This is a genomic window from Streptomyces thermocarboxydovorans (assembly GCF_039524635.1).
Lineage (GTDB): Bacteria > Actinomycetota > Actinomycetes > Streptomycetales > Streptomycetaceae > Streptomyces > Streptomyces thermocarboxydovorans.
Window position 1 is genome coordinate 1 of sequence record NZ_BAAAGU010000073.1, and the last position, 13,665, is coordinate 13,665.

Sequence of the window (13,665 nt, forward strand, 5' to 3'; positions counted from 1 at the left end):
TCGCGGGCCTTCCGATATCGTCACACCGCCGTGACCTGCACACTCACGACGTCACCGCGACTTTGCAATCGCCCTGGGGGCGCGGGTCTTTGTCTCCGGCGGCTATATCGGCCAGTTCGAACAGGCGATTCGGAAGCCGCAATTGGATGTGGCCCAGCGGATCGACGAGTGCTGCAAACCGATGGTATTTTCGAGCGGCTGTGCAGGAAGCTGATTGATGATCGGCGGTATGCGGATTACTTCGCCAAGGCGGCGGAGCTGGAGGCGCTGGCGACAAAGATCTGCGACTTCGCACCCGCGCTTGTGCCGGGGCTGCTGCAGACGCCGGAGTATGCGAGGTCAGTCACGCTGGCGATGAACCCGTTCGCTCCAGATGAGTACATCGAAGACAAGGTGTCCGGCCGAATGGAGCGCCAGCGCCTCCTCAAAGACGCGACACGCCCGATCTATTGGGTCGTCCTCCACGAGAACGTGGTACGCCTCCCGGTCGGTGGGCCGGTGGCCATGGTCCGGCAACTTGAGCACGTGGCGGCGCTCACGCGGGGGCGAGCGGTGGTGGTGCAGGTGCTGCCGTACAAGGTCGGCGCGTACTCGGTCATGAACGGGACGCTGAGGCTCATGGAGTTCGACGACGCGCCGCCAACTGCCTATACAGAAGCGGTGTATTCGGGAAATCTGCTGGACGATCCGGCTGTGGTCAAGCGTGCGACCGAGACCTACGATCTGATCAGGGCCGCCGCGCTCCCGCCGGAGGCGTCCCTGGGACTGATCGAGTCGGCAGCAGAGGACTTCAGACGATGCGCGAGTACGAGCTAAGCAACGCCCGCTGGCGCAAGAGCTCATACAGCGACGGCAACGGCGGCGAGTGCGTCGAAGTCGCCTACGACTTCCCGGGCGCCGCCCGCTGGCGCAAGAGCACCTACAGCGACGGCAACGGAGGGAGTTGCCTCGAAGTCGCCGACGGAGTCCCCGGCGTCGTACCGGTCCGGGACAGCAAAGTGACCGACGGTCCCGTGGTCGTCGTGGGGTCGGCTGCGTGGACGGCGTTCATACGTACCGTCGGGGCCGCCGACGGCGCGAGGCAACCCCAGTAGGAGCCACCGCCGCGGCCCCCGCACCGGCTATGCGACCGCCGTGCCCTCGATCTCGACCATCAGGTCGGGAAGGGCCAGCCGCGTCACCCCGAGCACTGTCATCGCCGGGGCCACCCCTGCCGCGCCCAGGCGTGCCGCCAGCACCCCGTAGTGCTCGAAGAGCTGGTCCACATCCGTGGTGTAGACGGTGAGCCGGACGAGGTCGCCCAGGGACATGCCGCCCTCGGCCAGCACGGCCTCCAAGTTGTCCACGGACAACGCGAGCTGCGCAGCCATGTCACCGGCGTGCTGCGGCTTGCCGTCCCCGTCCATCGCGGCCTGCCCGGAGCAGTACAGGGTCCGGTGCGGCCCGGAGACGACCTGCCCCTGGCTGTAACCGAACCCGACCGACCACGCCCACGGGTTCACCGTCGTGCGCTCCATCACCGCATCAACTCCGTTCAGCTCACGGCTTCTTCGTACGCCGACAAGCCTCCCGGCAAAGCACGACACCCTCCGTCACGTATTCGCCAGCGTCTTCGGCATGCGTGCCGACCGCCTGATCTCACTGGTGCTGCTGCTGCGTCAGCGCGGCCGGCTGACGGCGACCGCCCTGGTCCGGGAGCTGGAGGTGTCCACCCGCACCGTGCTGCGGGACATCGAGGCCCTGTCCGCGGTCGGTGTCCCGGTCTTCGCCGAGCGCGGGATACCGCCACCGTGGCCGACCCGGGCGTCCGTCCGCTGTCGGCCATCGGTCTACGGCAGCGCGCCGAAAGTCGCCGCCGGGCACCGCCCGCCACGCCGCTCGTCGGACCGGACGATGAACTGTCGAAGGCTCCTTTGGCATGACCTTTGGCGTTCGCCGCAACGGTCCCGCCCCGTCGCGGCCTCTTCTCCAGCACAATCGACTTCCCTTTATAAGGAGACCGTTATGACCGCCACGACCTTTTTCGAGTACCAAGACAGCGATTACCTGCTGCCCCCGCCGAACCCGGCGGACCGCGTCGACTTCGGCCTGACCATCGACCCGCGCGACCGCCGCCGTCTGGAGCTGCATGCCGCCCTCACCGCCGCCGGCATCCCGCCCCGGCCCGAGGACCGTGAGGCCATCGACAGCCTCAGCACGCTGCCCGGCAGCATCATCGCCACGATTCAACGGTGGCTGTGCCACCCGCTGTGACCCGCGCCCCCGCTCACCGCGAGCCCGGTGCCACCAGGCCCGACTCGTAGGCCACGATCACCAGTTGGGCCCGGTCCCGCGCGCCGAGCTTGCCCATCATGCGGCTGACGTGGGTCTTCGCGGTGAGCGGGCTCAGCCCCAACGCCTCGGCGATCTCGGTGTTGTTCAGGCCCCGTGCGACCAGGGTGAGGACCTCGCGCTCCCGGCTCGACAGGCACTCGGGGCCGGCGGCGACCGGCGGGGCGGGGTTGCGCAGGAACCGTTCGATCAGCCGGGCCGTGGGGCCCGGTGAGAGCAGGGCGTCCCCGGCGGCCACCGTGCGGATGGCGTCGAGCAGTTCGGCGGGCCGGGTGTCCTTGACCAGGAAGCCGGAGGCGCCGGCGCGCAGCGCGTCCACGATGTTCTCGTCGGTGTCGTAGGTGGTGAGGACCAGGACCTTCACCCCGGCGAGGTCGTCGTCGGCGGCGATGCGGCGGGTCGCCTCGATGCCGTCCAGGTCGGGCATCCGGATGTCCATGACGACGAGGTCGGCCCGGCGGGCCCGGGTCAGCTCGACGGCCTCGCGGCCGGTGGCGGCCTGGCCGACGACCTCCATGTCGGGGGCCGACTCGACGAGCATCGCGAAGGCCTCCCGGACGAGCGTCTGGTCGTCGGCGAGCAGCACACGGATGGTCATCGATGTCCTCGGGTCGGCTCGGCGGTGTCAGCGGTGGTCAGGGGTGCCAGCGGCAGGGTCGCGGTGACCCGGAAGCCGCCGCCCTCACGGGGCCCGGCGTCGAAGGTGCCGCCGACGCTGCGGGCGCGCTCGCGCATGCCGACCAGGCCGAATCCGCGCGTGCCGCCGGGCGTCGGTCCGGCCGGCCGATCAGGGCGACCACGGCGAACAGCACCAGCATCGGCCGGCGGCGCCGCCACACCAGCGGGACCTGGGCGGCGAGCAGCAGCGTCCAGCCGAGCGCGTCGGGCCGGCGCCCCTCGTCGGTGAGCAGGGCCACCAGGATCGCGTGGGTGGCGGTGGCCAGGGCGAGCAGGGCGTCGTTGCGCGCGGCGTGCGGAGCGGTCAGGGGGTCGCGGTTGATGGCCGCGATGATCCGCTCGGCGAGACGGGGACGCGGGGGCGGCGGCCCCGGTGCGGGGGCCGCGGTGGTCGGTTCCTGCACGGCGGTCACGGGGTCCATCCTCGGGGACGGGGGCGCCCCTCCGGGAGGGAGGGGCGCCGGGAGCGGCCGGCGGTGTTGCCTGGGGATCACACCGGTTCGGGCTGCCGCTGCTGCTCCTCGGGCTCGGCCGGGTGCGGGGCCCGGGAGAGGCGGCCCGGCCACCACATGCGGCGGCGCAGCAGCACGCTCGCGGTGGTGACCAGGTAGGTGCGCACCAGGAACGTGTCCAGCAGGACGCCGACGGCGATGACGAAGCCGAGCTCCACCAGCGGGACCAGCGGCAGGGTGGTGAGGACGGCGAAGGTCGCGGCGAGCACGATGCCCGCGGAGGCGATGACCCCGCCGGTGGTGCGCAGCGCGGTGAGCGCGGCGGCCTCCGGTCCGGCGCCCTTCACGGACTCCTCGCGCATCCGGTGCATCAGGAAGATGCCGTAGTCGACGCCGAGGGCGACCAGGAAGACGAAGGACAGCAGTCCGAGTCCGGAGTCGGTGCCCTCGAAGCCGAAGAGCGGCTCGAAGACCAGTCCGCCGATGCCGAGGGCCGCGCTCACACCGCGACCACCGCGGCGAGCAGCAGCAGCGGCGCGACCAGGCTGCGCAGCAGGGCGACCAGGATGACGAACACGGCGGCCAGGACCAGCGGCACGATCACCTTGCGGTCGCGGGCCTCGCTGGCGGCGAGGTCGAGCTGCTGGGCCCGCCGACGTGGGCGCCGTCGTCGTGGACCGCGTCGCGCAGGGCCTCGATGGTCCTCGTCTCGCCGGCCGACTCGGGTGCGGCGGTGGGGAAGACGGAGATCTCGGTCCAGCCACCGCCGCTGCGCCCGGCGGCCGCCTCGGCGACTCCGGTGGTGGCGCGGGCCTGCTCGAGCACGGTGTCCGCGCGACCGTCGGGAGCCATCACCGTCACCGGGCGGCTGCTGCGCTCCGGGTACTCCTCGGCGAGGGTGCGCATGGCGGCGATGGACTCGGGCCGGTCGGTGAAGGAGTCCTCCTGCTTGAGGTCGCCGGACAGGCCCAGGGTGCCGAGGGCGAGCGCGCCGAGCAGCACGGCACCGCCGGTGAGGACGGCCGCGGGACGCCGGGCGGCCGAAGTCCCCATGACGGCGAACAGCGAGCGCCGGGCCTTGGGTTCGCTGCCGTAAGCGGGGATCAGCGGCCAGAACACCCGGCGTCCCAGCAGGACCAGGACGGCGGGCAGCAGCGTCGTCATCGCGACCAGCGCCGCGAGCACGCCGACCATGCCGACCGGGCCCATGCCGCTGCTGGAGTTGAGGTCGGCGGCGAGCAGGCAGAGCAGTCCGGCGGCGACGGTGCCGGAGGAGGCGAGGATCGCGGGTCCGCAGCCGCGCAGGGCGGTGCGCATGGCGTCGTACGGCCGCTCGTGGCGGCGGAGTTCCTCGCGGTAGCGGGAGACCAGCAGACCAGGTCCGTGGCCTCCCCGCCCGGCAACTGGTCCTGGATGCGCGCCACTTGAGTGGAGTCGGCGCTGTCGGGCAGATAGTCGACGGCGCGGTTCTGCTGCGCGTCGCTGAACTTGCCGGCGAGCGGCCCGAGCACCACGAGCGCGGCCAGCCACAGGCCGACCACCATCCACGGCACGGCACGCCGAGGCCGTGTGCCTGTCCTTGCGGCCTCCATCAGACGATCTCCCTCAGGTCCGGTGTCTGGGTCGCTACCAGACTCCCGGTGCGCGGGGGGGGTGGCGCGTCGGGCGTGGGGCCGAGCCGGGGCGTACTGCGGGGGGTGGCGCTACGGCGGGATTACTCCCGGGGGAGCAGGCGGGGGCCTGCGGTGCGGGAATGCGGTGGCCCGGGGCCGGGCCGCCGGGCCAGGGCTTCGGGTCAGGGCTTCGGGTCAGGCTGCCGAGGCCTCGACCGCGGCCTTGATCCGCCGGCCGAACGCGGGTGCGTCCTTGCGCGCCGCGCCGGCGGCGAGCGGGAGCAGCAGTTTGCCCACGCCATGGCCTTCGAGGACGTTGAACAGCCGCACCCGGGTGCCGCCGTCGGCCGTCGGCTCCAGGTCGTAACCACCCTCGCGGGCAGTGATGGTGTTGTGGGACACCTCCCGCCAGCGGACCCGTGTGGGTGCGGTCATTTCGCTGATCTCGAAGTCCCGCTCGGACTTCATCCCGGCGTCCTTGACGGTGCTGTGGAAGACGGTCCCGACCTGCGTCGCGCCCTCCGGCCGTTTGTCGATCCGCAGAACACGCGGGCTGAACTCCGGGTCGTGCCGCCCGTCCGCGAGGTAGGCGAACACTTCCTCGATGGGGCGGTCGATGTCGATGACGGCCTCGAACTGCGTACTCATACGCTTCTCCTCGGGAGAGCGGGCCGGGAGGCGCCACGCGCCGGCGATGGGCGGGCCGCAGCCCGCTGCACGCGGGCCCGGCAGCCGGCACACGCCGACGGGCGCGTGTACCTCCAGACTACCGCCGAGGCCGCCGCGCACCATCGGCGCCAGGTCAGGACGGGGTGCGGGCCGCCTCCAGCAGGCAGGTCACCTCGTCGGTGCACATGGTCAGGGCCGCCCAGGGTGATCGCTCTCTCCGCCCGCAGGGCTCAGGCGGCGGCCGACGGGACCAGCAGCCTGCCCATCGCGGCCAGCACCGACGGCTCGACCCGGTAGTAGACCCAGGTCCCGCGCCGCTCCGAGGTGAGCAGGCCGGCCTCCTTGAGCTTCTTCAGGTGGTGGGACACCGTGGGCTGGGAGACACCGACGTCGGAGATGTCGCACACGCAGGCCTCGCCGCCCTCGTGCGAGGCCACCGCGGAGAACAGCCGGAGCCGGACCGGATCACCCAGCGCCTTGAACATCCGCGCGGCCGTCTCGGCCTCCTCGGCGGTCATCGGGCGCTCGGTCAGCGGCGGGCAGCACGGCACCACACCCTGGCCATCGGCGGGCTCGAGCAGCGGCAGCACCTTCGCGTTCGACATGCGTCTATGTTGACACATGTCGAAGCAGCATCACCGAGCCCCGCCTCACTTCGATGACTGTCTATGTTGACGCTCATCAATACAGGTGCCATGCTGGGCTGCGCAGGCATCGACAGATGTCGAAGTACGCGAGGAGTCGCCGTGAACGCGCCCGTCAACGCAGAGCTGCCCGTCGTGGTGATCGGGGCCGGACCCGTGGGTCTGGCCGCCGCCGCTCACCTGGTCGACCGGGGCATCGAGCCGCTGGTCCTGGAGGCGGGGGCCGCCGCCGGGGCCGCGGTGCGCGAGTGGTCGCATGTGCGTCTCTTCTCCACCTGGGGCGAGGTGGTCGATCCCGCCGCCGAGAAGCTCCTGGCCCCCACGGGCTGGTCACGCCCAGACCCGGCCGGCTACCCCTCCGGCGGCGACTGGGCGGAGCGCTATCTGCAGCCGCTCGCGGACACCCTGGGCGAGCGTGTGCGCTACCGCGCTCGCGTCACCGGTGTCTCCCGGGCCGGCCGGGACAGGATCGTGGACGCGGACCGCGAGCGGCAGCCGTTCGTCGTGCACGTCGCCCACGCCGGCGGACGTGAGGAACGCCTGCTCGCCCGTGCTGTCGTCGACGCCTCCGGCACCTGGAGCACACCGTCCCCGGCCGGCGGCAGCGGACTGCCCGCGCTCGGCGAGAAGGCCGCCGCGGACCGGATCACCTACCGAGTCCCGGACGTGAAGGACGCCGCGGTCCGCGCCCGGTACGCGGGCAGGCGCATCGCCGTGATCGGCTCCGGCGCCTCCGCCTTCACCGCACTCGTGTATCTGGCCGACCTCGCCAAGTCCGAGGACGGCAGGGGGACGAAGGCCATGTGGATCCTGCGCCGGGGCATCTCGGGCTCCACCTTCGGCGGCGGCGAGGCCGACCAGCTCCCCGCCCGCGGCGCCCTGGGCCTGGCGGCGAAGGCCGCCGTCGACGAGGGCCACGCGGACGCCGTCCCCGGCTTCCGCACCGAGGCGATCGAACGCGACCCCGACGGCCGTCTGATCCTGGCCGGCGAGGACGGCCGCCGGCTGGACCCGGTCGACGAGGTGATCGTGCTGACCGGCTTCCGGCCCGACCTGTCCTTCCTGGACGAGCTGCGCCTTCGCCTCGACGAACGCCTGCAGGCCCCCGTCGCCCTGGCCCCGCTGATCGACCCCAACCAGCACTCCTGCGGCACCGTCCACCCCCACGGCCACCGCGAACTCGCCCATCCCGAGCAGGGCGTGTACCTGGTCGGGATGAAGTCCTACGGCCGCGCCCCGACGTTCCTGGCGATGACCGGCTACGAGCAGGTCCGCTCCGTCGCCGCGGCGATCGCCGGTGACCTGGAGTCCGCCGACCGCGTGGAACTGACGCTCCCCGAGACGGGAGTCTGCGGCGGCGCGGGCCTGTTCGACACCCCCGAGGCACAGGAGTCCGAAGGCGGCCGCTGTTGTGCGCCCGCCCCGCAGGTCGTCCGGCTCGACGCTCCGGGACGAGTCCCGACGGTCACCGAACAGCCTTCTGCGGGCGGCTGCTGCGGAACGTGATCAGCGGCGGCGTGTCACGACGGCGTGCGGGCCGATTCCAGGAGGCGGGTGATGTCGTCGGTGCAGATGGTCAGGGCCGCGCCGACGGTGGCGAGGGTGTCGCGTTCGGCGGGGGTGTAGGGGCCGTCGGCGAGGGCGATGCGGGCGGCCTGCAGCAGGATCGATTCGCGGCCGGGGGCGGCGAGGTGCGGGGCGAGCGGGTCGAGGGCCTCGTGCAGCTCGATGGCGAGGCCGGCCGCGCAGGGCTCGCCGGTGATGCGGCCGGTGTCGGCGGCCAACGCGTCGACGAGTGAGGCGAGTTGCTCCTCCGTGCAGTCCTCGAAGCCGGCCGCGCGGACGGTGGCCGTGGCGGTCTCCAGGGCGGCGCGGGACGCGGTGCCGCCGGCGGCGAGCACGGCGAGGGCGACGGTGTGCACGGCGTCGCGGAGCATCGCGGAGAAGCGGGTGGTGGTCGGGTGGTCGAGGACGTCGGTGCCGAAGTGGCGGCGGCAGGCGGCGCACTCGACGACCGGGCCGGTCTCGCCGCGCGGCAGCACCGGCACACCCAGCAGACAGAAGCGGCGATGCCCGGCGAGGCGCTGGTAGTTGCGGTCGCCGCCGCAGCCGGGGCAGAAGAACTCCCCGTCACCGACCGGCGTCCAGGCGATGCGGGTGCCGAGAAGGCGCGCAAGCGCGGCGGCACGGCCGTTCGGTCCCCGTCCTGGCAGCACGTCACACCTCCATCAGCCACAGCATCGTCGCCGCGCTTGCGTGATGTTAGCCACATCCTCCGGGCGGAGTCAGCACCCCGGACGAGACCTTTCCGTGACCTCTACAACGAGTTGGCCGGTATACGACGGGGCTCCGCCCGCCCCGAAAGGCGGACGGAGCCCGCAGATCCCGCGAACCGGCTGCTCAGCGGGCCGCGCGGTTGACGGCCGAGACGACCGCCTTCAGCGAGGCGCGCGTGGTGTTCGCGTCGATTCCGATGCCCCACAGGACCTTGTCGCCGATGGCGCACTCGATGTAGGAGGCGGCCTGCGCGGAGGCGCCCTCGCTCATCGTGTGCTCCTGGTAGTCCAGCAGGCGTACGTCGATGCCGATGGACTGCAGCGCGTCGAAGAAGGCCGAGATCGGACCGTTGCCGGTGCCGGTCAGCACGGTGTCCTGACCGTCCACGGTGGCCTCGACGGTGAGCGTGTCCACACCGTCCCGGTCCGTGGTGGACTGCCCGTTCCTGACCTGGATGCGGCCCCAGGGGTTGTCCGGGTTGGGCAGGTACTCGTCCTGGAAGATCTCCCAGATGTCCTGCGGCGTGACCTCGCCGCCCTCGGCGTCCGTCTTCGCCTGGATGATCCTGGAGAACTCGATCTGCATCCGGCGCGGCAGGTCCAGGTTGTGGTCGTTCTTCAGGACGTAGGCGATACCGCCCTTGCCGGACTGCGAGTTGACCCGGATGACCGCCTCGTAGGAGCGGCCGACGTCCTTGGGGTCGATGGGCAGGTACGGCACGGCCCACTCCAGGTCGTCGACGGTGACGCCCTTGGCCTTGGCCTCAGCCTCCATGGCGTCGAAGCCCTTCTTGATGGCGTCCTGGTGGGAGCCGGAGAAGGACGTGTAGACCAGGTCGCCCACGTACGGGTGGCGCGGGTGGACCTCCATCTGGTTGCAGTACTCCCACGTGCGACGGATCTCGTCGATGTCGGAGAAGTCGATCTGCGGGTCGACGCCCTGGGAGAACAGATTCATGCCCAGGGTGACCAGGTCGACGTTGCCGGTGCGCTCGCCCTGCCCGAACAGGCAGCCCTCGACGCGGTCGGCGCCGGCCATCACCGCCAGTTCGGCGGCGGCGACGGCGGTGCCGCGGTCGTTGTGCGGGTGGGCCGACAGGCAGATGTACTCGCGGCGGGAGAGGTTGCGGTGCATCCACTCGAAGCGGTCGGCGTGCGTGGAGGGCGTGGAGCGCTCGACGGTGGCCGGCAGGTTCAGGATGATCTCCCGGTCGGGGCCGGGCTGCCAGACGTCCATCACCGCCTCGCAGACCTCCAGCGCGAAGTCCAGCTCGGTGTCGGTGAAGATCTCCGGCGAGTACTGGTAGCCGAACTCGGTCTCGTCGCCCAGCAGCTTCTCGGCGTACTCCATCACCAGGCGGGTGCCGTCGACGGCGATCTGCTTGATGTCGTCCTTGGAGCCGCGGAAGACGACCCGGCGGAAGACCGGGGCGGTGGCGTTGTACAGGTGGACGGTGGCCCGCTTGGCACCCTGCAGCGACTCGACGGTCCGCTCGATCAGGTCCTCGCGGGCCTGGGTCAGTACGGAGATGGTGACGTCGTCCGGGATGGCGCCGGGCTCCTCGATGATGGAGCGCACGAAGTCGTAGTCGGTCTGGCCGGAGGCGGGGAAGCCGACCTCGATCTCCTTGTAGCCCATCTTGACCAGCAGGTCGAACATCGCGCGCTTGCGGGCGGGCGACATGGGGTCGATCAGGGCCTGGTTGCCGTCGCGCAGGTCGGTGGACAGCCAGCGCGGGGCTTTGGTGATCCGGTTGTTGGGCCAGGTGCGGTCGGGGATGTCGACCTGCTCGTAGCGGCCGTACTTGTGGATCGGCATGGGGCTGGGCTGCTGGCGGTTTGCCATTTCCTGGGGCTCCTCGATGGTCCGCGGGGGTCCGGATGGACGGCCGACGGCGCAGCGCCAAACTCCGCGGGGAGGGGGTCGGCCTCGACTACAGGCCCTCGCCGCGGCAGCTAAGGAGAAGCAGCCCGAAACGCATGGTGCTCCGCAGCTTAACCGAGCCGCGCTTGGTGCGGGGGCATGTATCAGTATGCGGGACGGGAGGGATGAACAGGACAAACATGCCGCATACCACTTCGCCCCGCGGCTCGGCGGCGGAATGCCCGCACAATTCACCAATCATGGTTGCAGGACGTGACATCGGCGTCACACAGTGCCATCGTGCCGCCATGACCAGGCCCGTCTTCTGCACCATCGTTCCGCCGCACGTCCTGGACCGGCTCGCCCAGGCCGACGACCCCGTCCTCGCCGGTCCCGCACGCCGCACCCTCCAGCGCGACGCCTACGAGCGCACCCAGCGCCGCCTGACCACCGTCGTCGGCGCCCGGGGCGTCGCCCCGCTCGCCGCGGCCGAGCCCGGCAAGCCGCACCGCACGGTGTACGACGCCCGCAACGGCACCGACCTGCCCGGCCGCAAGGTCCGCGGCGAGGGCGGCGAACCCGGCAAGGACGCCACCGTCAACCGTGCCTACGCGGGCCTGGGCGCCACCTTCGAGCTGTTCCTCAAGGGCTACGGGCGCGACTCGATCGACGGCAACGGACTGCCGCTGGACGCGACCGTGCACTACGACCGCGAGTACAACAACGCCTTCTGGAACGGCGAGCAGATGGTCTTCGGGGACGGCGACGGGGAGATCTTCCTGGACTTCACCATCCCCATCGACGTCATCGGCCACGAGCTCGCCCACGGCGTCACCCAGTACACGGCGAACCTGACCTACTTCGGCCAGCCCGGCGCGCTCAACGAGTCCGTCTCCGACGTCTTCGGCGCCCTGATCAAGCAGTACACGCTGGGCCAGACGGCCGACGAGGCCGACTGGCTGATCGGCGCCGGCCTGCTCGCCCCGCGCGTCACCGGCAAGGCGCTGCGCTCCATGAAGGCGCCGGGCACCGCGTACGACGACGACGTCCTCGGCAAGGACCCGCAGCCGGCGACCATGGACGACTATGTGAGCACCGGCCGCGACAACGGCGGGGTGCACATCAACTCCGGCATCCCCAACCACGCCTTCTACCTCGCTGCCACCGAGCTCGGCGGGCACGCCTGGGAGCGGGCCGGACAGGTCTGGTACGACGTGCTCACCGGCGGCGAGCTGCAGCAGGACGCGTCGTTCAGCGACTTCGCCACGCTCACCGTGAAGGCGGCCCGCGCCCGCTACGGCGACGGCGAGGAGCTGGACGCGGTGAACAAGGCCTGGGAGCAGGTCGGGGTGCGGACCCTGTAGTTCCGTACTAGACACGGAGCCATGCGCATTCAGGTGAGACGCACCGGCGGTTTCGCGGGCATCGAGCGGGTGGCCGAGGTGGACACCTCGGGCCGGGCCGATGCCGACGAGTGGCATGCCCTGGCCGAGCAGGCGATGTCCGCCGGCCGGGGCACCCCGCCCATCGGCGTGCCCGACGGCTTCAGCTACCAGATCACGGTCGACGGCAGAACCGTCTACTGCTCCGACCCACGGCTGACCGACGAGCAGCGCCGGCTGATCAGCCGGGTACTGAAGGAAGGGGCCTGACGGAAGGGGCCTGACGGAAGGGGCCTGAAGGAAGGGGCCTGAAGGAAGGGGCCTGAAGCAACGGGGCCGGGGCCAGTGCCGCAGCCCCAACGAAGCCCGCCCGCTGGGCCGTTGACTTCCGTTACCCGGGGTACGGATGATCCGTGCCATGGCGACCACGCATCCCTTCCCCCGCTTCCCCGACGGCTTCCTGTGGGGCGTGTCCACCTCCGCCCACCAGATCGAGGGCGCGGCCGGGCTGCGCGAGCGGTCGGTGTGGGACGCCTTCACCGAGCAGCCGGGGCGGGTGAAGGACGGCTCGACCGCAGCGGTGGCCTGCGACCACTACCACCGCTACCGCGAGGACGTGGCGCTGCTGGCGGCGCTGGGCGTGAACGCCTACCGCTTCTCGGTGTCCTGGCCGAGGGTGCTGCGCGAGGGCGGCCTTGACTTCTACGACCGGCTGGTGGACGAGCTGTGCGCGGCCGGCATCCGCCCGGTGCCGACGCTGTTCCACTGGGACCTTCCGCTCGCCCGGCACGAGGCGGGCGGCTGGCGGGAGCGGGACACGGCCGAGCGCTTCGCCGAGTACGTGTCGCGGGTCGCGGGCCGGCTGGGCGACCGTGTGCGGCAGTGGATCACCCTCAACGAGCCCGCCGAGCACACCCTGCTCGGGCATGCGCTGGGCACCCACGCACCCGGTGAGCGGCTGATGTTCGACGCGCTGCCGGTGGCTCACCACCAGCTGCTCGCCCACGGCCTGGCGGTACGGGCGCTGCGCGCGGCCGGTGCGGCCGAGGTCGGCCTGACCAACTCGCACGGCCCGACCTGGCCGGCCTCGCCCGAGGCGGCCGACACCGAGGCGGCGGACTTCTACGACGTGCTGCTGAACCGCATGTTCGCCGAGCCGGTCCTGCTGGGCGCCTACCCGGAGGGCATCGGCGAGCTGATGCCGGACGGCGCGGCGGACGACCTGAAGATCATCGCCGAGCCGCTCGACTTCTACGGCGTCAACTACTACGCGCCGACGAAGGTGGGCGCACCGCAGGGCGCCGAGATCGACTTCGGCGGGGTGCGCATGCCGGCGGAACTGCCCTTCTCGGTGCGCGAGATCGAGGGCCGCCCGCGCACCGGCTTCGGCTGGCCGGTGGTCCCGGAGGGCCTGACCGAGCTGCTCACCGGCTTCCGCGACCGCTACGGCGACCGCCTGCCGCCCGTGGTCGTCACCGAGAACGGCTGCTCCTACGAGGGCCTCGACGACCAGGACCGCATCAGCTACCTGGACGGCCACCTGCGCGCCCTGCACGAGGCGATCCGGGCCGGCGTGGACGTGCGCGGCTACTTCGTCTGGTCGCTGATGGACAACTTCGAGTGGGCGGAGGGGTACGCCCGCCGCTTCGGCCTGGTCCATGTCGACTACGCGACGCTGGAGCGCACCCCGAAGGCGTCCTACGCCTGGTACCGGGACTTCCTGAGCGCCCAGCGCCGGCCCGCGTGACCAGTCCGG

General features: G+C 71.6%; 12 protein-coding genes and 3 pseudogenes. 7 read left to right on the top strand and 8 right to left on the bottom strand.

Annotation, left to right across the window (positions count from 1 at the left end; genetic code table 11):
• Positions 1–67 precede the first annotated feature (67 nt).
• Positions 68–816 (top strand): annotated as a pseudogene (locus ABD198_RS26745) (DUF5753 domain-containing protein).
• Entirely contained in the window at positions 798–1,094 is a 297-nt protein-coding gene (locus ABD198_RS26750; RefSeq protein WP_344006584.1) for a DUF397 domain-containing protein, read from the top strand. The pseudogene ABD198_RS26745 and the gene ABD198_RS26750 overlap by 19 nt, the downstream one beginning before the upstream one ends.
• A 27-nt stretch (positions 1,095–1,121) precedes the next feature.
• Here ABD198_RS26750 and ABD198_RS26755 read toward each other — a convergent pair whose 3' ends face one another.
• Positions 1,122–1,517: a RidA family protein gene (locus ABD198_RS26755; RefSeq protein WP_344006586.1), complete on the bottom strand. Its 396-nt coding sequence runs from the start codon at positions 1,515–1,517 to the stop codon at positions 1,122–1,124.
• Positions 1,518–1,617: 100 nt separating this feature from the next.
• Between ABD198_RS26755 and ABD198_RS26760 the strand changes: the two are divergent.
• Positions 1,618–1,779, top strand: a pseudogene (locus ABD198_RS26760) (HTH domain-containing protein); the annotation flags it as partial.
• 487 nt (positions 1,780–2,266) lie between these two features.
• Here the strand turns inward: ABD198_RS26760 and ABD198_RS26765 are convergent.
• From ABD198_RS26765 to ABD198_RS26785, 5 genes and pseudogenes are all read right to left on the bottom strand, one after another.
• Positions 2,267–2,929 (bottom strand): response regulator transcription factor, encoded by a 663-nt coding sequence (locus ABD198_RS26765; RefSeq protein WP_344006588.1) that lies wholly within the window; start codon positions 2,927–2,929, stop codon positions 2,267–2,269.
• Between the two features lie 37 nt (positions 2,930–2,966).
• Positions 2,967–3,422 carry a hypothetical protein gene (locus tag ABD198_RS30825; RefSeq protein WP_425580562.1) on the bottom strand — a complete coding sequence of 152 codons (456 nt, stop codon included), beginning with the start codon at positions 3,420–3,422 and terminating at the stop codon, positions 2,967–2,969.
• Positions 3,423–3,499: 77 nt separating this feature from the next.
• Positions 3,500–4,865 (bottom strand): annotated as a pseudogene (locus tag ABD198_RS26775) (MMPL family transporter); the annotation flags it as partial.
• A 404-nt stretch (positions 4,866–5,269) separates the two neighbouring features.
• Positions 5,270–5,722 (bottom strand): SRPBCC family protein, encoded by a 453-nt coding sequence (locus tag ABD198_RS26780; protein WP_344006590.1) that lies wholly within the window; start codon positions 5,720–5,722, stop codon positions 5,270–5,272.
• A gap of 251 nt (positions 5,723–5,973) precedes the next feature.
• Entirely contained in the window at positions 5,974–6,348 is a 375-nt protein-coding gene (locus tag ABD198_RS26785) for an ArsR/SmtB family transcription factor (protein WP_344006592.1), read from the bottom strand.
• Between the two features lie 141 nt (positions 6,349–6,489).
• On the opposite strand from ABD198_RS26785, the gene ABD198_RS26790 reads away from it, so the two are divergent.
• Positions 6,490–7,893: an NAD(P)-binding domain-containing protein gene (locus ABD198_RS26790; protein ID WP_344006594.1), complete on the top strand. Its 1,404-nt coding sequence runs from the start codon at positions 6,490–6,492 to the stop codon at positions 7,891–7,893.
• 14 nt (positions 7,894–7,907) lie between these two features.
• On the opposite strand, the gene ABD198_RS26795 is transcribed toward ABD198_RS26790, so the two are convergent.
• Together ABD198_RS26795 and leuA are read right to left on the bottom strand one after the other, a co-directional pair.
• Complete coding sequence (locus tag ABD198_RS26795) at positions 7,908–8,603, bottom strand: TerB family tellurite resistance protein (RefSeq protein WP_344006596.1); 696 nt, start codon at positions 8,601–8,603, stop codon at positions 7,908–7,910.
• Between the two features lie 184 nt (positions 8,604–8,787).
• Positions 8,788–10,509 (bottom strand): 2-isopropylmalate synthase, encoded by a 1,722-nt coding sequence (leuA, locus tag ABD198_RS26800; RefSeq protein WP_344006598.1) that lies wholly within the window; start codon positions 10,507–10,509, stop codon positions 8,788–8,790.
• 326 nt (positions 10,510–10,835) lie between these two features.
• Between leuA and ABD198_RS26805 the strand changes: the two genes are divergently transcribed.
• The 3 genes from ABD198_RS26805 (at position 10,836) to ABD198_RS26815 (ending at position 13,656) form a co-directional block, all read left to right on the top strand.
• Entirely contained in the window at positions 10,836–11,891 is a 1,056-nt protein-coding gene (locus ABD198_RS26805) for a M4 family metallopeptidase (RefSeq protein WP_344006600.1), read from the top strand.
• 21 nt (positions 11,892–11,912) lie between these two features.
• On the top strand, positions 11,913–12,179 hold the full coding sequence (locus ABD198_RS26810; RefSeq protein WP_344006602.1) for a protealysin inhibitor emfourin: 267 nt from the start codon (positions 11,913–11,915) through the stop codon (positions 12,177–12,179).
• A 136-nt stretch (positions 12,180–12,315) separates the two neighbouring features.
• Positions 12,316–13,656, top strand: a complete 1,341-nt coding sequence (locus ABD198_RS26815) for a GH1 family beta-glucosidase (RefSeq protein ID WP_344006604.1) — start codon at positions 12,316–12,318, stop codon at positions 13,654–13,656.
• The last annotated feature ends 9 nt before the right edge of the window (positions 13,657–13,665 follow it).